We start from the raw sequence: 26,663 nt of genomic DNA on the forward strand, positions 1-26,663 counted from the left end.
GCCCGGCTCCACCCACCTCTTCGTGAAAGCCCTCGGCAGGATCGCCTGGGTCAACCATGCCAGCCTCCAGAAAAGCCCTTCCTTTCCCCCCGGCTTCGGTGTCGAGTTCCTCGAAGTCCACTCCGAAACAATCAAATCGATCGAATCCTGGGTCGAATCGGCTGCCGCGTAGTCGCCGGAGGGGTCAGGACTCGACCAGGGGCCGGCGCCCCCGACAGGCGATCACCGGGGTATAAGTGAAGCGGCGCGGGTCGGAAAAAAACGCCTCATACTCCGCCAGGAACTCATCGTAGCCCCCTTCGTAGTCGGTGAATTCATATCCGATCTTTTTCGGTGCGACCTCCACCTTCTTCATCCAGTTAAAAGCATCGGAATCCTTCAACTCCCCATAGATCACGTGGTGAGCCGAGACATCGACGCCGATATCCTCGAAACCGAGGTCATAAAGATAGGAGTAGAGCTTGCGTCCCACATAGGGATCGAAATTGGCCTTCTCCTCCAGGCTCTTCATGACATCGATAATCACCCGCTCCAGCCTTGCCGGCAGGCCGTAATGGCTGAGGCAGTTATGATCCAGATCGATGAGATACAGGGTGCCGCCCGGCTTGACGATTTTGGCGATGTTCTCCACCAGTTCCCGGCTGTCTTTCCGGTAATACTCCAGGACAAACCGCACCCAGACGAAATCGAACAGACCAAGGTCCTCCAGAGGGCCCCTGGCATCCCTGCATTTGAACTCCAGGCCTTCTTCGCCATAGTGCTCGATAGCATACTCGACCCTTTGTTCGGCCAGATCGACCCCCAGGGCCTGTCCGCCCGGCTGAACGAGTTCGAACAGCTTGGAGGTGGTCTTGCCCGAACCGCAGCCGATGTCCGCCACCCGCATCCCGGGGGCCAGACCGGCCCACAAAGCCTGTTTTTCCGTCATCGCGTTGTCTGTTTTTATGTCCAGGCGACGGACTTCGTCCTGGCCCTCCATCAGGTAATCACCTTTCTTCATGTCTCCCCCCTTATCATTCACTATTTATTAGGTAGGTTTCTCTTTTACCTCGCCATCGTTTTCTTTATAATGTCGCAGGCAAACCGAAGAATCTTTTGAACAACCCGCTGCAGGGCGCAGGTTCCGAAAGCTTCGGCTTATAGCACGGGTCCCTTGGGCCGTCAATCGCCAAGGGTTTCCCGACTGCCGGATTTGCCGTGAAGTAACGGCCCTCAAATACCGATATACCTGTGTTGCGCAAAGAAGCGGCCTTTCGCCGGGGCCAGAGAAGAGTACCACTTTCAGGGAAGAGAGATCTCGATGAACAGACGTTGGGCAAAAAAAAGAAACTGCTTTGTTATCTTCCTGGCCGTTCTGTTTTTCTCCGCCGCCCAGGCCCACTCTTCCGGATATGCGGTCTATACCCACGGCGCAGCGGCGCTGGGCCAAGGCAACGCGGTCACCGCCCATGGCTCCGATCCCTCGGTCGTATTCTTCAACCCCGCCCTGTTGAACGGCTTGGAAGGAACCCAGGTCCTGCTCGGCACGACCCTGATCTTTCCCTCCCGCGAATTCGAAAGCGACCTTTCGGGACGCCGTCTCGAAACCGACAGCACCGTCTTCACCCCCAGCACCCTGTACATCTCCCACAAACTCAATGAGCAATTCAGCGCGGGCCTTGGAGTCTTCAACCCCTTCGGCCTGGGAACAAAATGGGATGAGGACTGGGAGGGCCGTTACATCACCACTGAATCGACACTGAAGACCTTCAATATCAACCCCGCCCTCTCCTACCGAGTCGCCCCCCGCCTGACCCTGGCGGCGGGCCTTGACATCCTTCTCCTCGATGCCACCCTGGAGAAGCGCTTGAAGTCCTCCTCCCTGGGGATTCCCCTCTCCTTCGACATCGGGCAGAAGTTCGATGGGGACGGAACCGGTCTCGGCTACAACCTGGGCCTTGCGCTCAGGATCAACGATGACTTTACCTTTGGCGCATCTTACCGCAGCAAGGTCGAAGTCGACATCGAAGGCGAGGCCACGTTCACCTTTCCCGCCGGACTCCCCGATGGAATCCCCTCCGGGAAACAGCCCCCTGTCGATGGAAAATCGGACATAACCCTCCCCCAGCAGTTCCATGCGGGCATCTGCTATGAAGGGTTGGAGGACCTGACCCTGGAGACCGGCCTGCGCTGGGAGGGGTGGTCCGATTTCGAGCGGTTGAAGATCGCGCTCGAGACCGGCCAGACAGACACCACCGACCGGGACTGGAAGGACGTCTTCGCCTACAACATCGGAGCCCGATATCGGCTCTCGCCCGGAGCCTCGGTTCTCGCCGGGTACCTGTACGGAAACACCCCCGTCCCCGACAAAACCTTCGATCCCACCATCCCCGACAGCGATGCCCACGTCTTCAGCATCGGCAGCGAATTGACCCTGCGCCGGTTCAAGGTCGCCGCGAGCTACGCCTACCAGCTTTTCGAGGACCGGAAAAAGAAGAACGCGGTTCCCCTTTCCTCGGCGGAACCGATCGACAAGGCCGACGGCAGCTACGAATCGGACCTGCACATGCTCGGAGCCAGCGTCACCTACTTGTTCTGAGTGTCGAGGCAATCTCCTCCTGCCGCCTCCCCGCCGTCAAGATACCTGCCCCGGCCAGCCTTTTTTTGCCCTGGGATCCGGGGCGCCGCAATCATTCGCCCTCCCGCTCTCCAAGCAATGCGTCGACCGCCCGCCACAGTCGCCAGCGGCTGAACAGGCCGGGGCGAAGGGTCACGTGGGCCAACCCGTCGGCGAGAAAGAGCCGCGCCTGCCCCTGCGGCAGGGCCCCGGCCAGGGCGACGCTTTCGGTGTAGGGAATGATATCGTCGTCGGTGCCGTGCACCAGGATAAGGCGAGCCGAAAGATGTGACAAGTCCTTGCCGGAAAGATCGAGGGCCTCGATGTCATTGCGGATTCCTGCGGGCAGTCCCTGGAACAGGGAAGCGACCCGATCCTGCTGGCCGTTTGCAACAAAGGCGTAGACCGCCTGCCCTTCGGAGCCGAGCATCGCCTCGAGGTCTGAGAGTTCGGCGCCGAGATCCTCCATCCTGCGCCACGCCATCTCCTCCAGCGCCTCCCGGTCCGCCCGTTCGGATAGCCGCCCCGCGTTGCTCAGCACAAAGACCCACTTGCCGTAGGCGTTGGGTTCACGGTATCCCCATCGCTCCGCCTCCCGGAAATAGCCGGTGGTGAAAAAACCGAGCACCGCCGGAAGATCGTAATACCCCCCGACGGCGTGGACGAACTTCACCCGATGCCGGATCGTCGGGTCCATTGCCGCCAACAGGACTGGCCCGGCCGCGTAGCTGAAGGCCGTGATGCCCGCCCTTCCGCCGGGGACAAGCCCTGCGCGGTCGACCAGCCAGGAAAAGGCGTCGACCACCTCCCCCACGTTGCCTGGCCCCACCCGCAACGCCCGCAAGCTTTCCAGATCCGGCACCAGGACGTTAAACCGGGCCCGGGCGAGGGTGCGGGCGTAGGCCACCAGGCGCGGGTCGTCCTTTCCCTTCTCCGCGGCGCCCGGAACCAGAAGCATCCCGGCCAGGGCCTGCTCGCCCGGCCGGTAGAGATCCCCCCGGTAGCCGCGCCCGTCCACGGCGAAGGCGACGGGGGTCACGCGCGGCTCCGGGGTTGTCCGCTTCAGGAGGCTCGGCTTCTCCCCGGCGGCCATGTCCGCCAGCACCAGGGCCGCCTCGTAGCCGCGCCCCGGGGAGCATCCGGCCAACAAGAGCAGCCCCAGCAGAGCCGAGACGACGCAACCAAACCAAAAAAACTTCGTTGCCTTGGCCGGGAGGCCATAAGGGCCTGAGTGATCAGGAACCGATTCCATCAGCCAACCATTGCCTCGCTCCGACCGCCCCATCGCAAAAGCGGGTAACGGCTTCGGCTTTCAATAAATGTCTCCCCGGAAACAGAAAAGGAGCCCGTCGGGCTCCTTTTCTGTTCTGCGTTTCCTTGATCCGGAGTTACTCCTCGTAGACCAGCACCCGCACCAGGCCGATGGTGGAACCGCCCTCGGTGGTCGGGGCATCGCTCACGGAAATGACCTTTCTGACGCCTTTCTCCGCGATAAATGCATTGACCCTTGCATCGAGTTCGTCGAGTTCTTTGTGGGTCTTGAAGGCCTGAAGCGGTTCGCCGAAGGTTTTCACCCTGACCATAACTCCATCCTTTCAGAAAACGGGTTAGACTTCCTCGATCAGACCTGCACCACCTCTTTGACCTCGGGAATCCTCTCTTTGAGGGTCTTTTCGATCCCCATCTTGAGGGTCATGGTGGACATGGGGCACGACCCGCAGGCCCCGGTGAGCTTGACGCTGACGATGCCGTCTTCGGTGACATCCACCAGTTCAACGTCGCCGCCGTCGGCCTGCAGGGCGGGACGAACCAGATTCAGAGCTTCCTGGACTTTCTCTTTCATGCGTGTTTCCTCCTGATTGTTTTTTTGATTATAGCCGCCCCCCGGGGGCGCGCAAGCCGGTCCCCGCAGGAGCGGGGACGATCCTCTGTGCCGAAGTTTTCAAAACATCCCCGCCGGCAGGGAGATGTCGCCGATCGAACGGCTGCAGAGCAGTTGCGGACGACCGACCCCCTTGCCCTGGACCAGGGCCTTGAAGGTCTCCCCCATCCCCCCATCGGGCATAATGAGGTTCTTGAGAGTCAGGCGCAGGGCCCGCGCCCGTTTCTCGTCGGTCTCCCGCGCCTGCAACTGGAGCAGTCCCTCGACAAAGCCGAGCCCCAGGAGAAACTGGTACTGGTGCCCGAAATAGAGAGAGTCCAGACCCGCCTCCTCGCCTGAGTTCTGCAAAGAGGTGAAATCGACGTGAGCGGTGATGTCCTGCAAGCCGACATTCCGGAGAGGGTCCTCGCTGGTCCTGTGGCGATGGTAACACAGCAGGGTGCCTGACCGGCGCAGGGGGGAGTACAGTTCTGCGGCGGGATACCCGTAGTCGATGGTGAGAACGAAGCCGCGGCCGAGCAGGCCCCCGACACGGCGCATCCAGCGAGTCGACTCCAGGTTGACCTCGGCCCGGTTCCCCTCTGCGAGTTCCATCCCCAGTCCGGTGAAGCGCCCGGCGATATCCGGGGTGGAAGGGGCACGCAATTCCTCTGCGAAGCCGTCCCCCTCGGAGACGACGAACACTTCCCGGAGGGCGCCGTCGCGCTTCTCGACAAGGTGAACGGGGAAGGCATCCACGAGTTCATTGGACAGGAAACAGCCTTCCATCCCCTGCAATTCGTCCAGGGTGCACCACTCGACCCGCTCCCTATGGGCGGCCAGCAGCCGTTCCTGCCGGTCGCGGTTGTCGGGGCTGATCTCCACGAGGCGGTAGCGAAGCGTCCGGTAAAACTCGGGACTCTCCTCGGCGAGAGCGTCCAGAATATCGAGGGCCAGGTGCCCCTCCCCGGCCCCCTGCTCGGCGACGGTGAAACCGTCCCCTCCGAGAAGTTCCCCCATCTGCAGGAACTGGCGGCCGACCAGCCGGCCGAAGAGGGAATGCACGCTGGAGGAGGTGAAGAAGTCCCCCCCCTTGCCGATCCGCTCCCGGGGGGCCATGTAGTAGCCGTACTCGGGGTGATAGAGGCAGTGGCCCATATATTCGGCAAAGGTGATTCCCCCTGCCTCGGCGATGCGCCGGCGGATGAACGCCTCCAGCTCCAGCTGGCCGGCTGCAGCCTGCTCTTGACTCATGCGGATACCCCTTTCGATGCTGGACGAAAGGGGCATATTACCCCAGGGTGGGGGGCGAAAACAAGGACTGCGTTCGATGAAGGATCGAGGCGATCCATCGTGAAATAAGAGGCGCGGGAAAAGTATGTCTCAGGGAATGATGCCGAGGAGTTTGTGGATCTGGAGCAGGTCAGAGGTCTCGCCGATCAAAAGCGTGGGGATGCCGAGCGATTCGGGGAGGGACAGGTCGACCTGGCGACGGTCGCCGATAAAGAGAAAGCTCTCCGCGGGGCCTCCGATGTCCTCCAAAATCCGTTGAAGGGTGTCGGGATCGGGCTTGGGAGTCCAGGCGAACTCGATGGTATAGAGGCGCGCGAACTGCTCTTCGACCCCGAGCAGGGCGAGGATCTTCCCGGCCAGCGCCAGACTGTTGTTGGTGTAGATGTAGAGATCGCAGTGCTCGCGCAACGAATCGAGCAGAGCGCAGAGAACCGGGTCGGGAGAGAGATGGCGTTCGGGGTGGATCTGCTGCCGCAGGGCCCGGTGGAACTCGCGAACCTCGATCCCCATCTCCAGGCAGGTCCGGGTCAGGGTCGGCTCCTGCTCCAGTTCCTCGGCCAACCTCCTGCGGGCGAGGCGCAGCAGCTCCCGCCCCTTGCTGCGGGAGACCCCGCGCGAGTCGGCGACCATCATCTCGGCGGCGGCCTGGATTTCCTCGACAATGGCCGGGGACGTGTACAAGGTTCCGTCGAGGTCGAAAACAATCGAACGCACCTGATCGAGGCTGGTCAGCATGGCGGCACTAGTTTTCCTCCAGCACGTTTTCGTCGTATTCCCCCTCAAGGCGGAACTTGTGCCGATGCTCCTGCTCCAGGAGATAGGTGACGAGCTTGCGCCCCTCCTCGTCCTGAACCTTGGCGAGCAGGTGCTCGTAGAGATGGACGGCCTTCTCCTCCCGCTTCATGGCCATGCGCAGGATCTCGTCGTAGTGCATTGTCTCGGTAAGGGGGGGCTCGACAAGGTACTCGCTGATGCGCAGATCGGGAACGTCCTCGGGGTGGCCTTCGGGAGCCGAGCCGGACCCGAGGCCCAGGAGCAGTTTTCTGTGACCGGCCTCCTCGCCGGCCAGCTCCAGGAACATCTCGCGGATTCCCGAGCGATAGGCCATCCGGGCGGCCTTCTGGTAAAATTTTTCGGACTCCTCCTCCTTGCGGATGGCGACCTGGACGATTTCGGTGAAAGAGAGATCTTTCATGGCGGCAAACTCCTGCAGGAGAGGGAAACAGTTTTCAGTCTACCATGGCGGGCCGCGATGTCAAAGCGTTGACCCTGCCTTTTCCTATTGATTTTGGTGACTTGGAATTGCCGGAACGATCCCCTTCCGAGGCGGCCTGCCCCTTTTGCCCCTGGCCTCCCGTGACTTGTTTCGGAATCCCCGGTCAGCCCTTGCCCAGGGTCTTGATGCCCTGCCTCCAGTCGATCGGGCAAAGCTCCCCGGTCTGCAGCGCCCCCAGCACCCTCAGGGTCTCATCGACACTGCGTCCCACGTTCAGGTCGTGGACGAGTTCGTAGCGCAGGACGCCGTCGGGATCAACAATGTAGAGCCCGCGCAGGCTGACCCCCTGCTGCTCGATAAGAATGCCGTAGTTGCGCGCGACCTCCTTGGTGATGTCCGAAAGCAGGGGGTAATGGAGCTCCCCCAACTCCTGGCTGATCCAGGCGAGGTGGGAGAATTTGGAGTCGACGCTGGCACCGAGGATCTCGGCGCCGAGCTTCTTGAACTCGGGGTAACGCTCGTTGAAACCGACGATTTCAGTCGGACAGACAAAGGTGAAATCGAGAGGATAGAAGAACAAGACCACCCACCTGCCGCGGTAGTCGGAGAGAGAAACCTCCCTGAAGTCCTTGCCGTCCACGCCCTCAAGGGTAAAATCGGGCGCCGGTTGACCAACCTGCAACATAGCCATGAGGCGTTCCTCCTTCGATTTTTTCATGGAGTTTAGCCGGGCGACGGTCCCTGTCAAGAGATGCTGACCTTCTCGGTTACTTTTTCCGGCTCCTGGGGTGGGACTGGTCGTAGACGGCCATCAGGCGGTCGACACTGACCTGGGTGTACTTCTGGGTGGTGGAGAGGGAGGCGTGGCCGAGCAGTTCCTGGATGGCACGCAGGTCGGCCCCGCCGTCGAGCAGGTGGGTGGCAAAAGAGTGGCGCAGGGCATGGGGGGTGGCCGGCTTGGCGATCCCGGCCCGAAGAAGCTGGGTTTTGAGGTTGCGCTGGATGCTGCGAGCGGTGAGGCGCCCGCCCCGGACGTTGAGGAACATCGGCTCCCCCCGTCCCGGGGTTCCCCGGGCCTCAAGGTAAAGGCGAAGGGCTCCCAAAGCCTGGCGCCCGACCGGGACGATCCGCTCCTTGCCTCCCTTGCCGAGAACCCGCACCAGGCTCTGTTCCAGGTCGACGCTTCCGACGTCGAGGCCGGTCAATTCCCCCACGCGAAGACCGCAGGAGTAGAGGGTTTCCAGGATAGCCCGGTCGCGCAGGGTCCGGAGGTCGACCTGCTGCGCCCCGTCAAGGAGGACGAAGGCCTCGTCGACGGACAGGGTCTGGGGCAGGTAGCGCTCCTGGCGGGGCGAAGAGGTCATCTCCGCGGGGTTCGCCTGCAGCACCCCTTCCCGCACCAGGTAGCGCAGAAAAGTCCTCAGGCTCGCCAGCTTGCGGCCGATGGTGCTCTTCTTGTTGCGGCCGTGCAGCTCGGCAAGGTAGCGGCGCAGCAGCAGATGGTCGATCCCGCGCACCAGCTCCTCCCCCCGAGCCTCGAGGTGCTTCTCGGCAAAAACCCGGAAGGCCTCCAGGTCCCTCCGGTAGGCGCAGCGGGTGTGCTCGGAGAGGTTCCTCTCCACCCCCAGGTGCCTGTCGAATCGCTCAATCAGTTGACGCAAGGTTCACCCCCTGACCCATTTCGGGCCAGCTTAACACTGTTGGTACGGATTTTCCAGGCATCGCCTCTGCCTGCTTCCGCGAGAGAAATCGCGCCCGGGACGGCCGAGGTGTCTTGCCGCGTTGACGGCTGATCGCGCCCATGCCATAATCGAATCATCTAAGGAGACGATATGTCTATTCTTTTCAGCTTCTTGAGTGGTGTCATGGGGGTGGTCTTCATTGTCGTGGCGGCTGTCGTTGTGCTGAGCTGCACGATCGCCTGGTACGAATACGCCAACCGGGAGCCGCAGCTGGTCGAAGACCGGTTTTCCGGGGGACGCCTCGCCTTCGCCCTGGGGCTGATCGCCTCCGAGACCCTCTGCCTGGCCGCCTCCGTCCTGGTGCATCCCCTCGGCTGGACCGCCCCCCGGGAGAAAATGGTTCGCGCCGAAGAGCAGACTCCGGTGATCTTTCTCCACGGCCTGTTTCACAACCGCGCCTGCTGGCTGTGGTTGAAGTACCGCCTGCGCCGGCGGGGGGTGAACGCCCTCTACACCCTCAACCTGCCCCCCTGGAAGGACGTGGAGACCCTGACCGAGCGCGTCGCCAAGAAGGTCGATGAACTGCGCCACGCAACCGGAGTGGACAAGGTCAGCCTGGTGGGCCATTCGATGGGCGGCATCATCGCCCGCAACTATCTGCAACTTCGCGGGGGGGCCGACAAGGTGGCGATGTGCGTCCTGCTCGGAACCCCAAACGCTGGATCCAAGCTGGCCCCCTTTGCCCTCTCCCCCCTGGGAAAGCTCGTACTTCCCGGATCCCCCTTTCTGCACCGACTGGCCGAGGCGCCCCTCCCCCCGGAGACCCGGGTGACCTCCATCTACAGCCGTCACGACAACATCATCCTCCCCTTTGAAAGCGCCCGCCTGGAGGGGAGCCGCAACGAGGAGCTGGCCGGCATGGGTCACACCGCCCTGCTCTACCGCTCCCGGGTCTTCGAGACGCTGCTGAACGCGTTGCGAAAGGAAGAGCCATGACCGTCATCGAGGTCGTCAGCCGACAGCAGGTCGAGTTGATCGACGTCACCGCCGAGGTACGCCGTGCGATCAGGGAAAGCGGCGCCCGCTCGGGCCTGGCCGTCCTGTTCGTCCCCCACACCACCGCAGCGGTGACCATCAACGAAAACGCCGACCCCGACGTGGTCCGCGACCTGGCCATGGAACTGAACAAGATCGTCCCCTTCGAGGACAACTACCGCCACGCCGAGGGCAACAGCGCCGCCCATCTCAAAAGCTCCCTCGTGGGAGCCGGCGAAACGCTTCTCGTGGAGAACGGGGAGCCGGTCCTGGGAACCTGGCAGGGGATCTACTTCTGCGAGTTCGACGGCCCCCGCAGGCGCCGGCTTCACATCAAGGTCCAGGCCGGATGAAAGAGCGCGTCTCTCTGCTCGCCGTCCCCGGCTACGAGCGTTCCGCGATGGAAGATGCCCTGTCCCGCTTGCTCGCCCCCCTCGGCGGCATGGGGGCCTTCGTGCGCCCGGGGCAGAAGGTCCTGCTCAAGCCGAACATGCTCGCGGGCAAGGCCCCCGAAAAGGCCGTCACCACCCATCCCGAGCTGGTCCGGGGAGTGATCCGTTTGGTCCAGGAGGCGGGGGGGATCGTCTCGGTGGGCGACTCGCCCGGCCTCGGCTCGCCGCGGCATGTGGCCGGCCGGAGCGGAATCCTCGATGTGATAGAGGAGACCGGGGCGCGCTTCGCCCCCTTCGACGAGTCGGTGCGAATCCGCAGCGGGGGGGGCACCTTTCAGGAGCTCGAGCTGGCCCGTGACGTCCTCGAAGCCGACGTCGTCATCAACCTCCCCAAACTCAAGACCCACCAGATGATGGGCATGACCTGCGCGGTCAAAAACCTCTTCGGCGCGGTGGTCGGCATGCGCAAGATCCGCCTCCACCTCCAGGCGGGCACCGACAAGGCCTTTTTCGCCCTGATGCTGCTGGAGATTGCCGAGCGCGTCCGCCCCGCCCTCTCCATCGTCGACGCGGTGGTCGGCATGGAGGGGAACGGCCCGGGCAGCGGCGACCCGGTTCAGATCGGCGCACTTCTGGCCGGAACCGACCCCCTCGCGGTGGACATCGCGGCGACCGAGCTGCTCGGCCTGCGCCCCGATGCGGTCTGGACCCTGAAGGTCGCGAGGGAGCGCCGAGAGCTGCCGGAGGTGGAGAGCGTCGGCGCCGAGCCCAAAGCCCTGCGGCCGCGAAGCTTTCGTCCGGCCAAGTCGACGGACGTCAACTTCGGCCTGCCCCCCATTCTCAAGAACCCCCTGCGCCGGCACCTGACCGCCATGCCGGAAGCGGACCCGGAACGATGCGAGCTGTGCGGGCTTTGCGTGAAGCACTGCCCCCCGCAGGCGATGCAAATCGACCGGGGACACCTGCTCATCGACACCCGGCGCTGCATCGGCTGCTTCTGCTGCCAGGAGCTCTGTCCGCACGGCGCCATCCTCACCCGCCAGGGCCTGCTCCTTCGCCTGGCCCGCTTTCTAGGCGGCCGCTAGCGGATGCCGCCCCGCTCCGGCAAAGAGCCCCAGGAGGCCAATCGCTTCTGCCCGGAGGCCGTCAAAAGCACTCCGCCCCTCTCCCCGCCTCCCCCCCCGGGAAAATTGTTTCGTTTCGGCTAGACTTTGAATCAACCCCTGGAACGATCCCGTTTTTCCGAAGGAGGAAAATAATGGAACCGAGCAGACGGGTCCTCGTGACCGGCGCGACGGGCTTTATCGGCCGGCGCCTTGTGGAGGCGCTTCTGAAGGAAGGGTTCGTCGTCCGCTGCCTGTCGCGCAGAGCGGAAGAGGGCTTTGCGCCCGGGGCCGAAGGGGTCATGGGCGACCTGCTGGAGCCCGCCTCCCTGGAAGGGGCCCTGAAGGATGTCGATACGGCCTACTACCTGGTCCACGCCCTGGGCGAAGGGAGGGAGGGGTTCCGCCGCCGAGACCGCGAGGCGGCGGAAAACTTCGTGGCCGCCGCAGAAGAAGCCGGGCTGCGCAGGACGATCTACCTCGGGGGCCTCGGAGAGAGCGGCAACCACCTCTCCGAACACCTGGCCAGCCGCCTGGAGGTGGCGGAGACCCTGCGCAAGGCGGCATTTCCGGTCACGGTGCTGCGAGCGGCCGTGATCATCGGCGCGGGCGGGGCGTCGTATGAGATCCTCCGCTCCCTGGTGCGGCGCCTGCCCCTGCTGGCCATTCCAACGGCCATCGACACCCGCTGCCAGCCGATCGCGGTGGAGGACGTCATCGCCTACCTGGTCGGCTGCTTGAAGGACGAGCGCACCGCGGGACAGACCTTCGACATCGGCGGCCCGGAAGTCCTTTCCTACCACGAAATGCTCGAGCGCCTCGCCCGCGTGGCCGGGACCCTCAATCTCTACCTGCCCCTGCCCCTGCTTCCGGTGCGCCTCTTCGCCTACGGAGTCGCCCTGGCCACGCCGGTCAAGGCTTCGGTGGCGATTCCCCTCATCGAGGGGCTGAAAAACGAGGTGGTCTGCCGCGACGAGCGCATTCGGGAGCTGCTGCCCCTCAGCCAGACCCCCTTTGACGAAGCGGTGCGCCGCGCCCTGACGGAGGAGTACGCCGCTCGGCCGGCCCGACCCGGCTGAGACTGCCCTGCATCCGGTGCCTCCCCCGCCCCTGTCTCGTCTCCATGCCGGGCTACCCCGTCCGCCGCCGGTCTTTCGAGAACTCCGGGCTTTTCGGGAAGAGAACCTGTTGCCCCGCCGAACCCTTTATGCGATAGTCTGTGGGCAACCCATCCCGGAGGAAACTGTCTTGAATCACAACCCCTTTTTTTCCCGGCCCGGGCCGGCGGGCACCAACTGGCATTGGCGCCTGCGTCGCTGGAAGCGGACCTTCGGCAATTTCTTCCGCTCCGAGGGCGCCCCGGGCCACACCGGCCCGTCCCTGACCCGCATCATCATCTTCGCCAACCTGGCGCTCTACACTCTCATGGTCCTGCAGGGGACCGCCGCCGGGCTCGGCCTGCGCCCGATCCTCAGCCCCACCACCTACCTCCTGATCCACTCCGGGGCCCAGTACTGGCCCCTGGTCCTGGTGGAGGGGGAGTGGTGGCGCTGCCTGACCTACGCCTTCACCCACGGCGGGCTTATCCACCTCGCTTTCAACATGGTGGTTCTCTACCAGGTCGGGCCGCTCGTCGAGTCTGAAATCGGGCCCTCCCGCTTCCTGTTCCTCTATACCTTGGCCGCCCTGACCGGCACTGCCGCAGGCTACTTCTGGCACCCGATGACCCCGGTGGTCGGCGCCTCGGGATCGCTCTTCGGCCTGATCGGATTCGCAGTGGCCTACTACCATCGCATGGGCCCGCCGGGACACCACATCCGCAATTTCATGTTCCAGTGGGCGGCCTTCGCCTTCGTTTTCGGCCTGGTGGTCGGCGCCGACAACGCCGGGCACCTCGGCGGGGCCCTCGGCGGGGCGGCCCTCGGCCTGGTCCTTCCCCTGGGCGTCCGCGGCCGGCGCACGGCGGCCCCCCTGTTCAACCTCCTCGGAGGGCTCAGCCTGGCGGCCGTCCTTGTCAGCCTCGCCATGCTCGTCATCTCGTGGTTCGCCCGCTCGGGCTAAACGAAGAGGAAGCCTCCCCATGGCCAAGGACAAATCCCCCGTCACCCCGGCGATCCGCATGCTTCGCCAGCACTCGGTCCCCTTCACCCCCCGCCTCTACCCCTACGAGGAAAAGGGAGGCACCTCCGTCTCCGCCCGGGAGCTGGGGGTGGAGGAGCACGCGGTGGTCAAGACCCTGGTCATGGAAGACGAGGCGAAGCGCCCCCTGGTCGTCCTGATGCACGGCGACAGGGAGGTCTCCACCAAGGAATTGGCCCGGGTCATCGGGGTGAAGAGCGTCTCCCCCTGCGATGCGGCGATGGCGCAGAAGCATTCGGGCTACCTGGTCGGCGGGACCTCCCCTTTCGGCACCCGCAAGGCGATGCCGGTCTACGTCGAGGAGACGATCCTGGCCCTGGAGACGATTTTCATCAACGGCGGAAAGCGCGGCTTCCTCGTCGAAATCGACCCCGGCGACCTGGCGCGCCTGCTCGACCCGACCCCGGTGAAGGTCGGTATCTGATCCCCCTCCCCCGAAGTGCCGCCCTATCACCTTCACCGTTTGCCGGGCTCCATTTTCCCGGCCCAGCCCAAGGAGGACCGCCCATGGAACTCGCCGACCGTTTCGTCCAGGCCGCAGAGGCGGTCAAGGCCGCCCGGGCCCTGATCGTCACCGCCGGCGCGGGGATGGGTGTCGACTCGGGCCTGCCCGACTTCCGCGGCGACGAAGGATTCTGGAACGCCTACCCCCCCTACCGCCGCCTCGGCCTCTCCTTCGTCGACGCCGCCAACCCGGCCCATTTCGAGCGCGACCCGGCCTTCGGCTGGGGCTTCTACGGCCACCGCACCAACCTCTACCGGCAGACCGTCCCCCACGCCGGCTTCGCCCTGCTGCGCCGGTGGGCCGAACGCTTCGGCCTCGACACCTTCGTCGTCACCTCCAACGTCGACGGCCAGTTCCAGAAGGCCGGCTTCGCCGAAGAGCAGATCCTCGAGGTGCACGGCTCCATCCACCACCTGCAGTGCACCGGCCCCTGCTCCATGGAGATCTGGGACAACACCGAAAAGATCGATATCGACCTCGAGACGATGCGATCCCGCCACGTCCCCCGCTGCGTCCACTGCGGCGAGACCGCCCGCCCCAACATCCTCATGTTCGGCGACTACTCCTGGGTCAGCAACCGCTCCCGCGGCCAGCAGATGCGCTTCGACCTCTTTCTCGACCAGCACCGCGACGCTCCCCTGGCCGTCATCGAGATGGGAGCGGGAACCGCCATCCCCACCATCCGCTCCCTCAGCGAACAGATCGGCGCCCGCCGCGGCGCCACGGTGGTCCGCATCAACACCCGCGACCCCCACATCGGCGGCGGTCATATCGGCCTGCCCTGCGGTGCCATGGAGGGGCTGCGCGGCATCGAGGGCTGCCTGCAAGAGAGGTGAGGCCGGAACGGGGCCTTTTCGCGGTTCTGCGCAAAAAGGGTTAACGACCCGCCCCGCAGGAGTGGGGCGGGAAAACCTTTTACCGACACGGAAAAAGCCCCGGGAGACCGTTCCCGGGGCTTTTCGTCTGGCTGTTGCCTGGGGGTTTCAACCCTTTTGACAGAAGGCCTGCTCGAACCAGGGGCCTTCTCACGGAACACCGGGTTTGTAGACGGAGCCTCAGAGCACCGCCAGCTCCTGATCGGAGAAGGTCAGATGCGTGAGCCCGTCGGGGGCGACCCAGAAGGTGTTATCGATGCCGACCGCCCCGAGGCCGGGGTAGACCGCCTTCGGCTCGAAGGCGAAGACCATCTTGTCCTCCAGCACCTGGTCCTTGAAGCCGCGGGCGACGAAGGGGAACTCGTCGACCTCGATGCCGATGCCGTGGCCGATAAAGGAGACCTGGGCGCCGGCCGCGCCCATGAAGTGATCGGCATAGCCCATCTCGCAGGCCAGGTCGTGGCACCGGTCGTAAAGCTCGCCCCAGGCCACGCCGGGCCGGGCGATCTCCTTGGCCAGGTCTTGGACCCGCAGCATGTCCTCGTAGGCCTTGGCCAGCGGGTCGGGCAGGCCGCCGATGCAGAAGACCCGGGTCTGGTCGACGATGTAGCCGTCGAAGGCCCCCGTGAAGTCGATGATGATCGGCTCGTTGGCCTCGATCCGCTTGTAGCTGGCCCCCTGGCCGACATAGGGGTTGAGCCCGAGGCCGCCGAGGGGCGTGTCGTTGAAAGCCGGCGCGGCGCTGTCGGCCCCGGAGAAGACGTGGCCGTAGAAGATCTCGGAATTGAAGCCGCGCATCCGGGTGAGACCCTGGTGTCCCGCCTTGCGGGCGGTGAACTCGAGCTCGGCGGCGAGCTCGATGTCGGTCATGCCGACGGTGATCACCTCCCGGGCCCGCTTGCAGACCTGGTCCACCTGGAGGGCGGCGTCCTTGAGGATCTCGATCTCGTAGTCGGACTTGACCGCCCGCACGGTGCGGATCAGGGGGGTGGCGTCGGAGATGACGCACCCCTCGAGCACCTTCTGAAAACGCCCGAAGAGCCCCACGGGGAGGACGTCGAGCTCCATCCCGGCGGTCTTGGGCATGGCGTAGCCGAAATCGGCGAGAACCTCGGGGATGTATCGGGGGCTCTTGAAGGGGACGACCTCCTTCAGGCCCGACTCCATCCGGGCCCGCCCATGGTCCTTGCGCACCATGTAGAGGGGCTCGCCTGCGGCGGGGACGTAGAGGACCCCCTGCTGGATGGAGCCGGTGAAATAGAACAGGTCGGCGCTCTGGAGCATCAGCACGGCATCGAGGCCGGCCCCCTGCATCAGGGCCTGGAGTTTCTGGGTGCGGGCCGAAAGCTCGCTTGCGGGGGTGATGCGCATCGGTTTCCTCCTGGGAACAGGTTCAGGGTACGGGGTTCAGGGTACGAGGTTCAAGCCGTCTCGACCTCCGTCGCCTCCTCCAGGTTCATCTCCTCGATGGCCATCTCCCGAAGCTTGAACTTCTGGATCTTGCCGCTGGCGGTCATCGGGAACTCGTCGACGAATTTGACGAAATAGGGGATCTTGTAATTGGCGATCCGGCCGCGGCAGAAGTCCTTGACCTCCTCCTCGGTGCAGTCCACCCCCTCCTTGAGCTTGATGGCGGCCATCACCTGCTCGCCGTACTTGCGGTCCGGCACCCCGTAGACCTGGATGTCGGAGACCTTGGGGTGGGTGTAGAGGAATTCCTCGATCTCCCGCGGATAGATGTTCTCGCCGCCGCGGATGATCATGTTCTTGATCCGCCCGGTGATCTTGCAGTAGCCGTTCTCGTCCATGACCGCCAGGTCCCCGGTGTGCAGCCAGCCATCATGGTCGATGGCACGGGCGGTCTCCTCCTCCATCTTGTAATACCCCTTCATCACCAGGTAGCCGCGGGTGCAGAGCTCCCCCTGCTTGCCGGGCGGCAGGGCCTCGCCGGTCTCGATGTCGACGATCTTGACCTCCACGTTGGGCAGGGCGCGCCCGACGGTGGCGACCCGCAGCTCGATGGGGTCGTCGGTGCGGGTCTGGGTGATCACCGGGGAGGACTCGGTCTGGCCGTAGGCGATGGTGATCTCCGAGGCGTTCATGTGGCGGATGACCCGCTTCATCACCTCGGTCGGGCAGGGCGAGCCGGCCATGATCCCGGTGCGCAGCGAGGAGAGGTCGTAGCGGGCGAAGTTGGGATGATCGAGCTCGGCGATGAACATCGTCGGCACGCCGTGCAGGGCCGTGCACTTCTCGGCGGCGACGGTCTTGAGGACCTCCTCGGGGTTGAAGGTCTCGACCGGAACCATGGCCGAGCCGTGGGTGACGCAGGCCAGCACTCCGAGGACGCAGCCGAAGCAGTGGAAGAAGGGGACCGGGATGCAGAGCCGGTCCTTCTCGGTGAACTCCATGCACTCGCCGATGTTGTAGCCGTTGTTGGCGATATTGTGGTGGGTGAGCATGACCCCCTTGGGAAAGCCCGTGGTCCCCGAGGTGTACTGCATGTTGATCACCTCGTGCTCGTCGAGGCCCGCCTTGGCCGCCTCGAGGTCGGCGTCGGAGACCGACTGTCCCATTTTTTCGATCTCCCCGAAGCCGAGCATCCCGGCAGGGGCGCCGGCGCCGATATAAACGACATTCTTCAGAAAGGGGAGCTTCTCCGAGGCGAGGGCCCCGGACTGCCCGGCCTTCAGCTCCGGCACCACGTCGTAGGTGGTCTGCACGTAATCGGTATCCTTGAACCCCTGCACGAGAAAGAGGGTCGTGGAGTCGGACTGGTCCAGCACGTACTCCAGTTCGGCGCTCTTGTAACTGGTGTTCACGGTGACCAGGACCGCCCAGATCTTGGCGGTGGCGAACTGGAGCATCACCCATTCGGGGACGTTGGTCGCCCAGATGGCGACGTGATCCCCCCTTTTTATCCCCAGTTTCAGGAGCCCCTTGGCGAGCCGGTCGCAGAGGGCGTTGAATTCGCGGTAAGTGTATCGAAGGCCCCGGTCGGGATAGACCAGGGCGTCGTTTTCGGGGAAGCGCCGGGCGGTGTCTTCCAGGAGCCCGCCGAGGGTGAAGTGCAGGGTTTCGGCCATTGAAGTCCTCCTTCTGTTTGCTATCCAGAAACTTTTGTGTGGCGGGCCCGAATATTCATCGGCCCACCTAACTATTCGTTTTTTATGCGGTTTTTGAATATCACAGGGAGCGGTTTGTGTCAATCCCAAAAGGTTCGGCCCGACTTTCAGGGGGCAGGAGCCCCCGACCAGAGGGGGGCCTCGGCCGGATCCCGAATTCGAATTCTTAATATAGTGATCTTGCGGATATTTTAAATTTTAGGCATCCCCGACCCGGCTGTGTTTTTTCTAGGCAAAAAGCTAAATCGCCTGAGAGTTTCGCTCCCTTAATCTTCCCCAAGGTACTTATCCACACCCCTGTCCACATTTTCTGTGGACGGCGTACTTCTTGGTTTGAGTCAAAACCAAATCGCTAAATGCGGCTTTGCCATCAACCCCATGGGGCCATCGGCTACCGCTCCTCCGCGGCCAGGTTCGACCCCGGATTCCCGGCGCGGCCGCCGCGATCCAAAAGCAAATCGGCCGGGGAAGTTCCCCGGCCGACTGCCGACGCGATCATCGTTGCGACAGGGTGCCGAACGCCTAGTCGAAATACCGGATGTCATGGCCCATGCGCACCTTTGCAATGAGGGCTGTCATCAGCTCGGCCTTTCGGAGCGATGCAAGCTCCCGCTCGGCCACCTTCTCTGACGCCACCCTCTTCGTCTTCATGTAGCCCTCCACCTCCTCGGCCGAAACGCGCACCCTGCCCTGGACCTCGCTTTTCAGCAGCGCGGTGAGAACCATGGCGGACTCATCGACGCTTCGGGCGTTGTGGTTTCTGACCATGACGTCTTCTCTGTCCACCGTCTGCCGGGCGTAGTCGAGCAGGAGGGCCCGGTTGATATAGAAGTCGGCCAGGGTCCGCAGCCCCTCCCCGTCGTTCAGCAAAGGCGCGTATTTGTCCCCGGCCACCTCACTGACATAATCGGAAAGGGTCGCGACCGTGATCTTTTCCCCGTCCAGGCTGGCGACCACGCCGTCACTGAAGGCATGGCCGGTCGAGACGATCAGGATGGCGGCCGCCAAAACCGCCGCAGCGTTCAAAATCTTGCCCTTCATACCCATCACGCGCGCTCTCCTCGATGTTGTCGTTCGGTGAAACCGCTCCCGGCGGTGTCAAGCGGGAGGGGGTTCGGCCCTCCCGCTTGACGCTGCGATAAGCAGGAGCCGGAGTTACTTGATCTTCTCCTCGGCCGGGGACGGAGACGGCAGGCCGACCTTGATCGCCCGGGAGAGGGGCGAGTTGGGATCCTTCAGGTTCAGCTCCCTGGCCTTGCGCTTCTCGTAGGGCGCGTAGATCGGGTGGTCGCCGTACTTGGTGCAGTCATAGTGGTCCTTGTTGTCGTAGCGCTCCATCCAGCGCTCCCAGGCGGCCTTGGAGAGGAGGCCCTGCGTGAAGGCCTGCTCGACGTTGGCCTTGACCTTCTCCCAGTAGTCGGGGATGTACTGCTGGACCGTCGCCACCGCCTGCTGCTCCCTGGTCGCGACGGAGTAGGCGCCGCCGGGGTAATCGTAGAGCTTGTAGGTGAAGAACCTGGCCGGAGAGTCCGACTCGGCGATCTTCTTCGCTTCCTCCACGCCGTGCTCGGCGCCCCAGCCAATCATCTCCTGCAGGTCGTGCTGCAGCTCCCAGATGCCGTGCCACTGCACGTAGTCGGCGCCGCCCATGGCCGAGCCGTGGCGGAAACGGCGGCCCTCATGGTGCCAGCCGTTGTACATCAGCTCGGAGGCGGCCGTGTACCAGCCGGCGTTGATCACCAGGGCGGACTGGTTGCGCTCGGTGCCGTCGTTGAAGGTCTCCTTGAGCGGCTTGATCAGCCCCTTCTCGGTATAGAGCTTGGTCCACTTGAGGAACTCGCGGCGGATCTCGTTGTACTGCAGGTTGACCAGGTCGAAGGCGAGGAAGTGGTCGCCGATAAAGGTCGGGGCGTGGCAGTTGGCGCAGACGGTCTGCATGCGGTCGCTCTTCTCCTCCCAGCTGCCGAGCTCCTCCTCGAACCAGACGGTGCGGTAGGACCAGGGGGCCTGGGATTCCCAGGCGAGGCGCTCGGAGACGTTGTGGGTCGACTTCACCTCGCCCACGGCGTCCATGTGGCAGGTGGTGCAGACCGGGGCCTCGATCGGCACGTTCTTGTGGTCCTCGGAGCGGTAGGAGAGGTCCCACTTGTCGCCCTGCGCGGCGTAGATGTTGCCGTGCTTCGACTCGTTGTAGATCTCGATGTGCGGATGGTCGGGGCCGAGGTGGCACTCGCCGCAGGTCTGCGGGGTGCGGGCGACCTCGACCGAGAAGCTGTGCTTGGGATGGCAGGCGTCGCACTCGCCGACCGAGCCGTCCGGCCACAGGTTGGAGATGTTGTGGCACGACTCGCAGCCCTGCTTGGTGCCGACGATCGGCTCGAAGATGGCGCGGTCGGCCGGGGCGTAGAGCCAGAAGGGGTAGGCGTGCTTCGACTTGGTGTGCTCGGTCACCTCTTCGGCGTGGCAGGCCGAGCAGTCCTTCGGCGTCGGGTAAAGGCCGACGGTGTAGCCGTTGTGCGCGAAGGCGTCGAAGTCGCCCTCCTCGGCCCCGTGGCAGGAGAGGCAGCCGACGCCGTTTTCGGCGTGCTTCGACTTCTCCCACTGCTCGATCATCTTGGGCGCCATGCCCGCGGCCTCGTGGCAGGCGATGCACTTCTTGGAATCCTTGTCGACCTGCGGCGCGGCCAGGGCCGTGCCGGCCCCCACCAGGGCGACCAGGGCCAGCGCCATCATTACCGAAACCCCCAAATACCACTTCTTCATCTATTTACCTCCCCTGAGTTTGGTGGGCGGACATCCGCCAGCGACTGTTGCCTGCCGTTGAAATAGCGATAAACATTCAGGTTCTTTAACACCGTGGGCCATACCCTACCAATCTTGTTTTGTTTAACATTTGACGTGGGTCAAAGAACCGGGGTTTTCTTGATCCGTTGGAAACGGATGCAGATCATCGGATTGGTTGTCGCGGGGGAGGAGAGGCCGGGGATGAGGCGGGGACGGTTTGTCAGAGGAGAATTGGGGGATGCGGGACGAGGGGTTGTGTGACCTTTGCTGTAAACCGCAATAAAGCATAAAGGCCCGACCTGTTTCCAGGTGGGCCTTTTCTGTTCGACATTTTGGGAGTTGGTGGAACGGGTTTTTCTACAGCCTCAACGGATTACGATAACCTGCGACGAAGAACCGGGGCGCGTACCACCGAGATATTCGGGAAGCACACTTGTCAATTTCGTCCGGTTGATTAACGTGTTAGCCTTGCTCTATTTTTTCAATCAATGAATTGGTTAAGTCAGCTATAGAGCATCTTCTGAGGTCAATATAACCAACATTTGAGGAAAGCCCAACGATTGCCACGTCATCAATCTTTACTGGAAGCAAATACGTCTCGGTTCTCTTTCCTCGTGCCTCCTTGCCTATCTCAAACTCAAAATTCGTCCAGTCTTTTTCTGGATAATAATTGGACAAAAAGATAACCATATACTGCGCATCATTAGCATAAACATCGGACAATTTGACTCTAAGGTCTGCCCCCCATAGCTGATGCTGTACATCAAAGTCATAAAAAACCGTATAACCAGCATCATTTAGAATGCTTTTGACCTGCTCTACAACGTCTCTATTTTCACCTGCAAATGAAACCGCAACATCCCATGGGTAACCGGTACGCCTTAGCTTTATAGATTGTCCGATCTCGTCGATATCTATTAAGTTTAAATACAACCCGAAGGACGGATCTTCAATAGATATGCTATCGGAGCCACGATTAACATAAATGGCATCATCAAGCCCCCTCTCTTCAATCACAGAAGGTAAATATTTAAGGCAGTTATGAAATGATGTTGTTTTCTTTGCTTTCTCTTTTGGGTCAGCAATCGGCGCTAACAATCTCTGCTGAATCTCTTGGAACTGAATCTCTCCTTTACCAATAATGCTTATAATCTTAATTATATCAAAATAGGTATTATGGACTGACCGGGCCTGCTGTTTCCCCTTACATAAGCCTACTAGCTTGTTATGGTATTTGCCCTTGTAAATCCTTAGAACACCATCTTTAATTTCTTCCATTTTGCAAGATACATCCTTGCATTCAACTTCAGTTTTTAATACCTTATTTCTAATGCAAGCAACTCGACAAATCACCTGTATAGCTGATGGTATGCCATCGGCAGCCAAAACAAACTGCCTACGAGATTCTTCAGAAATTTTTATATTTAAATGCTTCTCTCCTAGTTCGATAACCTTTCTGCAAAAATCATCCTCTTGTCGTTTCATTTCGTAAACATCGTTTCTAATCCCTAATTCAGAATCGATGTCGAGCATCTTTTTACTAGAGCTTGCAATGCCTATTATAAAAAAACGAATTTTTTGTTCATTCCATCTCTTTAATTTGTAACCAATCTCATTTCGGACATTTTCATCAAGATGGTGAAAGTCATCTAATACAACTATGCCTGCGGCCTGCAAATATTCTAATATTTCTTGGTCGTTATCCTCGCAAGAGAATTCTTTGCTGAACAGTTCGATGATTGAGGTTGCACTAGAATAGTCTCTACCAGAGATCCAATGTGTATTGCCTGGTCCAAAGCCAGCATCATTAAGGGATTTTTTTGCTAGTGTTGTTTTGCCACACCCCGATGGTCCGCTTAAAGTCACGTGTTTTCCACTAGTAACCAATGACCCAACAATGTCATTAAATTCTTTAGGTTCAACAAAGGTGAGCACCGGAACATCACTTTCGTTAAACACATCGGAAACGCTATAAACGTCCATTCAAACTCCTGTTGATTATATTTGGTTGGCTAACTATTTGATTATGCGACATGCGTTAAAATTATAAAATCCGCCCCGAGGTGTCAGCCCCAGATGGGAAACCACCAGCAATCTCCCCACAACTGTTAGAATTTTGCATTCACAATCCGCGCAGGGCGGTCTCATGTTGCATGTCAACATAAGAACGGAGGGGAGTTCTGCTCGAGTGCTTCCAGCAGGAGTTGCCCGCCGACGCTTCGCTTCATGAAAAATACGTTCCGCATTATATCCGATAGGTTAGAGAATGCTATTCTTTTCTTTCTGTCCCGCCGGCCTCCCGAATCTCCCAAGAGCAAAAGAAACTCTTCCTTGCCCACCTGCAAAAGCGCCGCGAAGACTGGCAGGAAAAACAGGCCGATGTGGCTCTGCGGCGCTTTGATTTTCTTTTCTCCCAAGCAGTCCATTCCTCGCCCGCACCTCCGACCGACCAAGGAGGATGGGCCGCCATTGCAAACAAGTCCCGCGAGGTTCTCCGCCTTAAACATCATGCGCTGAATACCGAGAAAATCTACCCTGGCTGACTGAAACAGCTCCAGGGGATTTTCCGGCAGCAGGCGTATCAACCGATCCCCGCAGCAGAATTGTGCGTCGTCACTTTCAGCCCCCATCCAGGTTCCAGCGTGCTTTCCGTGATGCCGCTCGAAAGGCCGGGAGCAACGGGCCAACCCCTGTCCTGAAAAATTCTTTTTCTCCATGGGCATTTTTGTGTTGATTTTTAAAAACCGTCGTGTTACCTTTCTAGGACTTAAAGTAAGTTTGTGTAAGTTTTTCATCGCTCCACAGGTTGACAAGGTGTCAACTTGGATTTAAAACACAGGCCCGCTTGGGTTTGTGTTTTTTCTTTTTGGGCGGTCGTGATTTGCACAACAAAAAGTCCCCACAGAGGGGACATGGAGAGAAAAAAATGGCTGAAGGTACAGTGAAGTGGTTTAACGACGCAAAGGGTTTTGGTTTCATCGAGCAGGACAATGGACCTGATGTGTTTGTTCATTTTTCCGAGATCCAGGGCGAAGGTTTCAAATCTCTCGCCGAAGGCGATCGCGTGAGCTTTGAAGTCACCCAGGGCCAGAAAGGCCCCCAGTCGTCCAACGTGCGCAGAATTTAAGTAAGATTTTGCATATGTTCGAAAAAAAGCCCCGCGGATTTCCGCGGGGCTTTTTTGATTTCCCTTCGCCCGCATAGCTTGACACCTGCCCCAGGCCCCACGCCCCGAATTCCGCGACGACAATGCCCTCGCAGTAAGTTCCGCCCCGCCCGGCAACAGATAATGCCGGTTCGCCAAAGAGGGCCAAAGAAAAAGGCAGGCTGCTCGTCCGAAAGCAACCTGCCCCTTTAGTGTCTTTATCCCGTGCCGAACCTTCGTCCACTCACCCCCGCCAAAGCGTCCATGCCAGATCGTTTTTATCTGTACTCTGGGTAAATTTCGACTTGCAGGTTATGCACTGGTAATCCTGCTCTTCGAAGCCCCGCGGGGGCGCCCCCTTGAAAATGCGGACCTCATCCACCTTCATCAAGTGTTCATGGGGTTTCCCATTGCGCGATTTCTTCGATTGTGTTTCACACAGGTCGCAAATGTCCATTTCGATATCTTCCCACCATACGTCCGGCAAACCCGCCCCCTGGACGCCCCCGCCGAAGGGGACGGCCACCGGGCCGCACAGGTTTACTTGCAGCGCATCGTTTTCTTGCCGTCCTCAAAGAGGACCTCGACCTTTTGCGAACCGGCCAGGCGCTGAACAAGCCCGAGGCCGAAGACGGGATGGTTTATCAGGGCCTTGACCTTGTAGGCGGAGGTCATGGAATAGTCCGTCGCCTCGGCGGTTTTCATGCTCGGCCTCAAAAGTTCCCACTCTTTGCGCTCGGCGACCTTCGGATCGACAACTCTTCGCACTGCAGGCTTTCTGGGAGCAGTCGGCGGCCGATACTTGTGCTGGCGCTCGCAGGTTTTGCATTGCACCTTGACGGGCGCCTCTTCTTCCATAGTGACGATGATGTGGTCGGAATTTTTGCGGCACTTGGTGCAGCGGGCTTCGATAGGGTCACCGGCTGAAAGCGTGGTGTTTGACAAAGCGGTCCTCCCTTGCTTTGGGGTGGCCAAGATATGTCCAATAAAACCAGGGAGATCTCTGGAATCTACGGGCAGGCTTGACAATTGACGTGATGAAACATCCGGCACGACCGTCGGATCTCTTCACTCCGCAACCTCATCTCCGTACGGTTTGAAGGGTGGAAATTTTCTGAAAGGGGATCTGGGATGGCCGTACTTCTTTCCATAATACACTTTTCCCCGGGCAAAAGATACCGGGCGGGCCAGGAAAATATGCGGCCCATGACAAATCAAAGGGTTCCCCTCTTAAATTGCCAAAAGAAATAGAGATCAAGTTCACAATTCAGCGACCACCATCAAGATCAACACCTCAACCCAATGAAGGCATGACAAATTCCCTTTCGAGAAATCCTTGTCCTCGGATGTCAAAAAAAAAGGCCCCGCTTTTGGCAAAGCGGGACCTTTCGAAATCATAATGGGGAAGGGATTGAAAACATCCTCCCTGCCCGCCCTCTCAGTCTATTTCGTCGTGCTCTGATCAAACAGTTTCATGTAGATCTTCTGGAACTCGCCGCTGCCTATCGCCTTCTTGATCTCCCCGGTGTTGGTGCTCAGCCACTTGTGCATCGGGTCGGTCGCCAGCAGGTTGTCGATGTAAGCGTTGACCTTGGCGTTTTTATAGTGGCGCGCCTCGGGGATGAACTTGAAGTAGAAGTTGTGGGCGACGTCGTAGATGCCGTGCCACCAGGCGTAGTCGGGGCCCATCATCGCCGCGCCCATGCGCGCACGCCGCCCCTCGTGGTGCCAGAGCTCCCAGTACTCCCACTCGATCTGGTTGGAGAAGGCCGCCGGGCTCTCCATCAGCTTCTCGTCCTTGACCATCGTCATGATCGCCCCGGCGGGCTTGGCGAACTTCTCGTTGTACAGCTTGACCAGGGCGTCGTACTGGAAGTAGTGGCCGTTGACGAAATTCTCCTGGTGGCAGCTGCTGCAGACGTCTTTCATGTTCTGGCGCTTCTGCTTCCAGTTGTCCTTGGTCTTGGAGACGGGCGGGCGCAGGGTCCAGGAGATGCGGTTGCCGACGTCGTGGGTGATCGGCTGGTTGGAGGTGGCGGACATGTGGCAGGTCGCGCAGGTGGGGGCCTCGTAGTAGTCTTCGCCGACGACCCACTCCTTGCTGTCGAGGGCCATCTTGTCCTTGAAGCCGGAGTAGGCGATGCCGTGCTTGGACTCGGCGTAGATCTCCTTCTGCGGGTGGTCGGGGCCGAGGTGGCACTTGCCGCAGTTCTCGGGCTGGCGGGCCTGCTTCTTGGAGAAGGAATGCCGGGTGTGGCAGGCGTTGCAGGCCCCCTTGGAGCCGTCCGGGTTGAGCCGGCCGATCCCGCTGTTGGGCCAGGTCAGGGGGGAGAGCTTGTTCGGCGCGTTCTGGTCGATGATCATCTTTGCGCCGTGGCACGACTCGCAGCCGACGATGACGATCGGCAGGCCGCCGGCGGCATGGGCGAGGTAGGCGTCCTTGGACTGAAGGATCTCGCCTGCGTGGGCATGGTAGGAGTTGGAGGTNCCGTTGTGCTCGAAGGCGTCGACATCGCCCGGGGCGGCCTTGTGGCAGTCGTAGCAGCCGACCCCGTTCTGGCCGTGGCCCGAGTCCTTCCACTGCATGTACAGCGCCGGGTTCGACGCCTTGTGGCAGGAGATGCAATCGACCGTTGCGGCAAAGCCGCCTGTCGCCGCCAAGAGCAGCCCTGCGACGGTCACGATTCCTACGAGAGATAACCTTTTGAGCATGATGCGTCCTCCTTGGCCGGTGGCGTACTTCCTTTCGATGACGGGCAGAGCCTCGTAGCGACGACCGACGCCGCAGCGACTCAAGACAAACGAGCGATGGGGATGCCGTTGCCGGCACAACATTAAGAGCCTACCATCTCGCTGCCGGATGGCAACAGGCCGACAATGGAAGGGGGGCTTCGAGGAGAGAGGCGCCTTTC

At 61.2% G+C, this 26,663-nt stretch carries 26 protein-coding genes; 9 read left to right on the forward strand and 17 right to left on the reverse strand.

Going from position 1 to position 26,663, the window contains the following annotated elements; translation table 11 throughout:
- Positions 1-184 precede the first annotated feature (184 nt).
- A complete protein-coding gene (locus C0617_RS07200) occupies positions 185-1,000 on the reverse strand; it encodes a methyltransferase domain-containing protein (RefSeq protein WP_291316341.1) in 816 nt (271 codons plus the stop codon).
- A gap of 300 nt (positions 1,001-1,300) precedes the next feature.
- Between C0617_RS07200 and C0617_RS07205 the strand changes: the two genes are divergently transcribed.
- A complete protein-coding gene (locus C0617_RS07205) occupies positions 1,301-2,578 on the forward strand; it encodes an outer membrane protein transport protein (protein ID WP_291316342.1) in 1,278 nt (425 codons plus the stop codon).
- A 91-nt stretch (positions 2,579-2,669) separates the two neighbouring features.
- On the opposite strand, the gene C0617_RS07210 is transcribed toward C0617_RS07205, so the two are convergent.
- From C0617_RS07210 to C0617_RS07245, 8 genes are all read right to left on the reverse strand, one after another.
- Positions 2,670-3,746, reverse strand: coding sequence for a hypothetical protein (locus C0617_RS07210; protein ID WP_291316343.1), 1,077 nt, complete (start codon positions 3,744-3,746; stop codon positions 2,670-2,672).
- A 238-nt stretch (positions 3,747-3,984) separates the two neighbouring features.
- Complete coding sequence (locus tag C0617_RS07215) at positions 3,985-4,179, reverse strand: hypothetical protein (RefSeq protein WP_291316344.1); 195 nt, start codon at positions 4,177-4,179, stop codon at positions 3,985-3,987.
- A gap of 38 nt (positions 4,180-4,217) precedes the next feature.
- Positions 4,218-4,439, reverse strand: coding sequence for a NifU family protein (locus tag C0617_RS07220; protein ID WP_291316345.1), 222 nt, complete (start codon positions 4,437-4,439; stop codon positions 4,218-4,220).
- A gap of 99 nt (positions 4,440-4,538) precedes the next feature.
- Positions 4,539-5,711, reverse strand: a complete 1,173-nt coding sequence (locus tag C0617_RS07225; protein ID WP_291316346.1) for an SAM-dependent methyltransferase — start codon at positions 5,709-5,711, stop codon at positions 4,539-4,541.
- Between the two features lie 129 nt (positions 5,712-5,840).
- Positions 5,841-6,485, reverse strand: coding sequence for an HAD family hydrolase (locus C0617_RS07230; protein WP_291316347.1), 645 nt, complete (start codon positions 6,483-6,485; stop codon positions 5,841-5,843).
- A gap of 7 nt (positions 6,486-6,492) precedes the next feature.
- The gene (locus tag C0617_RS07235) at positions 6,493-6,945 is read right to left on the reverse strand and encodes a ferritin family protein (protein ID WP_291316348.1); all 453 of its coding nucleotides are present in this window, start codon (positions 6,943-6,945) and stop codon (positions 6,493-6,495) included.
- Positions 6,946-7,129: 184 nt separating this feature from the next.
- Positions 7,130-7,651: a peroxiredoxin gene (locus C0617_RS07240; protein ID WP_363324370.1), complete on the reverse strand. Its 522-nt coding sequence runs from the start codon at positions 7,649-7,651 to the stop codon at positions 7,130-7,132.
- Positions 7,652-7,733: 82 nt separating this feature from the next.
- Positions 7,734-8,627: a tyrosine recombinase XerC gene (locus C0617_RS07245; RefSeq protein WP_291316350.1), complete on the reverse strand. Its 894-nt coding sequence runs from the start codon at positions 8,625-8,627 to the stop codon at positions 7,734-7,736.
- 171 nt (positions 8,628-8,798) lie between these two features.
- On the opposite strand from C0617_RS07245, the gene C0617_RS07250 reads away from it, so the two are divergent.
- The 7 genes from C0617_RS07250 (at position 8,799) to C0617_RS07280 (ending at position 14,658) form a co-directional block, all read left to right on the forward strand.
- Positions 8,799-9,644 (forward strand): alpha/beta fold hydrolase, encoded by an 846-nt coding sequence (locus C0617_RS07250; RefSeq protein WP_291316351.1) that lies wholly within the window; start codon positions 8,799-8,801, stop codon positions 9,642-9,644.
- Complete coding sequence (locus C0617_RS07255; protein WP_291316352.1) at positions 9,641-10,036, forward strand: secondary thiamine-phosphate synthase enzyme YjbQ; 396 nt, start codon at positions 9,641-9,643, stop codon at positions 10,034-10,036. The genes C0617_RS07250 and C0617_RS07255 overlap by 4 nt, the downstream gene beginning before the upstream one ends.
- Positions 10,033-11,160: a DUF362 domain-containing protein gene (locus C0617_RS07260; protein ID WP_291316353.1), complete on the forward strand. Its 1,128-nt coding sequence runs from the start codon at positions 10,033-10,035 to the stop codon at positions 11,158-11,160. The genes C0617_RS07255 and C0617_RS07260 overlap by 4 nt, the downstream gene beginning before the upstream one ends.
- Positions 11,161-11,333: 173 nt before the next feature.
- Entirely contained in the window at positions 11,334-12,257 is a 924-nt protein-coding gene (locus tag C0617_RS07265; protein ID WP_291316354.1) for an NAD(P)H-binding protein, read from the forward strand.
- Positions 12,258-12,426: 169 nt separating this feature from the next.
- Complete coding sequence (locus C0617_RS07270; protein WP_291316355.1) at positions 12,427-13,239, forward strand: rhomboid family intramembrane serine protease; 813 nt, start codon at positions 12,427-12,429, stop codon at positions 13,237-13,239.
- A 19-nt stretch (positions 13,240-13,258) separates the two neighbouring features.
- Complete coding sequence (ybaK, locus tag C0617_RS07275; protein WP_291316356.1) at positions 13,259-13,741, forward strand: Cys-tRNA(Pro) deacylase; 483 nt, start codon at positions 13,259-13,261, stop codon at positions 13,739-13,741.
- 83 nt (positions 13,742-13,824) lie between these two features.
- Positions 13,825-14,658, forward strand: coding sequence for a Sir2 family NAD-dependent protein deacetylase (locus C0617_RS07280; RefSeq protein ID WP_291316357.1), 834 nt, complete (start codon positions 13,825-13,827; stop codon positions 14,656-14,658).
- A 219-nt stretch (positions 14,659-14,877) separates the two neighbouring features.
- Here the strand turns inward: C0617_RS07280 and C0617_RS07285 are convergent, their stop codons facing one another.
- The 6 genes from C0617_RS07285 to C0617_RS07310 all read right to left on the reverse strand — a co-directional run bounded on the left by C0617_RS07285 (position 14,878) and on the right by C0617_RS07310 (position 23,401).
- Entirely contained in the window at positions 14,878-16,068 is a 1,191-nt protein-coding gene (locus C0617_RS07285; protein ID WP_291316358.1) for a Xaa-Pro peptidase family protein, read from the reverse strand.
- Positions 16,069-16,118: 50 nt separating this feature from the next.
- Positions 16,119-17,783, reverse strand: coding sequence for an AMP-binding protein (locus C0617_RS07290; protein WP_291316359.1), 1,665 nt, complete (start codon positions 17,781-17,783; stop codon positions 16,119-16,121).
- A 561-nt stretch (positions 17,784-18,344) separates the two neighbouring features.
- The gene (locus C0617_RS07295) at positions 18,345-18,872 is read right to left on the reverse strand and encodes a hypothetical protein (RefSeq protein ID WP_291316360.1); all 528 of its coding nucleotides are present in this window, start codon (positions 18,870-18,872) and stop codon (positions 18,345-18,347) included.
- A 105-nt stretch (positions 18,873-18,977) separates the two neighbouring features.
- Entirely contained in the window at positions 18,978-20,585 is a 1,608-nt protein-coding gene (locus tag C0617_RS07300) for a multiheme c-type cytochrome (RefSeq protein ID WP_291316361.1), read from the reverse strand.
- A 483-nt stretch (positions 20,586-21,068) separates the two neighbouring features.
- Complete coding sequence (locus tag C0617_RS07305; protein WP_291316362.1) at positions 21,069-22,589, reverse strand: TIR domain-containing protein; 1,521 nt, start codon at positions 22,587-22,589, stop codon at positions 21,069-21,071.
- A gap of 173 nt (positions 22,590-22,762) precedes the next feature.
- Positions 22,763-23,401: a hypothetical protein gene (locus tag C0617_RS07310; RefSeq protein ID WP_291316363.1), complete on the reverse strand. Its 639-nt coding sequence runs from the start codon at positions 23,399-23,401 to the stop codon at positions 22,763-22,765.
- A 131-nt stretch (positions 23,402-23,532) separates the two neighbouring features.
- Between C0617_RS07310 and C0617_RS07315 the strand changes: the two genes are divergently transcribed.
- Positions 23,533-23,733: a cold-shock protein gene (locus tag C0617_RS07315; protein ID WP_291316364.1), complete on the forward strand. Its 201-nt coding sequence runs from the start codon at positions 23,533-23,535 to the stop codon at positions 23,731-23,733.
- Between the two features lie 558 nt (positions 23,734-24,291).
- Here C0617_RS07315 and C0617_RS07320 read toward each other — a convergent pair.
- A complete protein-coding gene (locus tag C0617_RS07320; RefSeq protein WP_291316365.1) occupies positions 24,292-24,696 on the reverse strand; it encodes a hypothetical protein in 405 nt (134 codons plus the stop codon).
- 498 nt (positions 24,697-25,194) lie between these two features.
- Positions 25,195-26,238: multiheme c-type cytochrome (locus C0617_RS07325; RefSeq protein WP_291316366.1), on the reverse strand; the 1,044-nt coding region annotated here is incomplete at its 5' end.
- Between the last annotated feature and the right edge of the window lie 425 nt (positions 26,239-26,663).

The organism is Desulfuromonas sp. (assembly GCF_002868845.1).
In the GTDB taxonomy this organism is placed as follows: Bacteria; Desulfobacterota; Desulfuromonadia; order Desulfuromonadales; family BM501; genus BM501.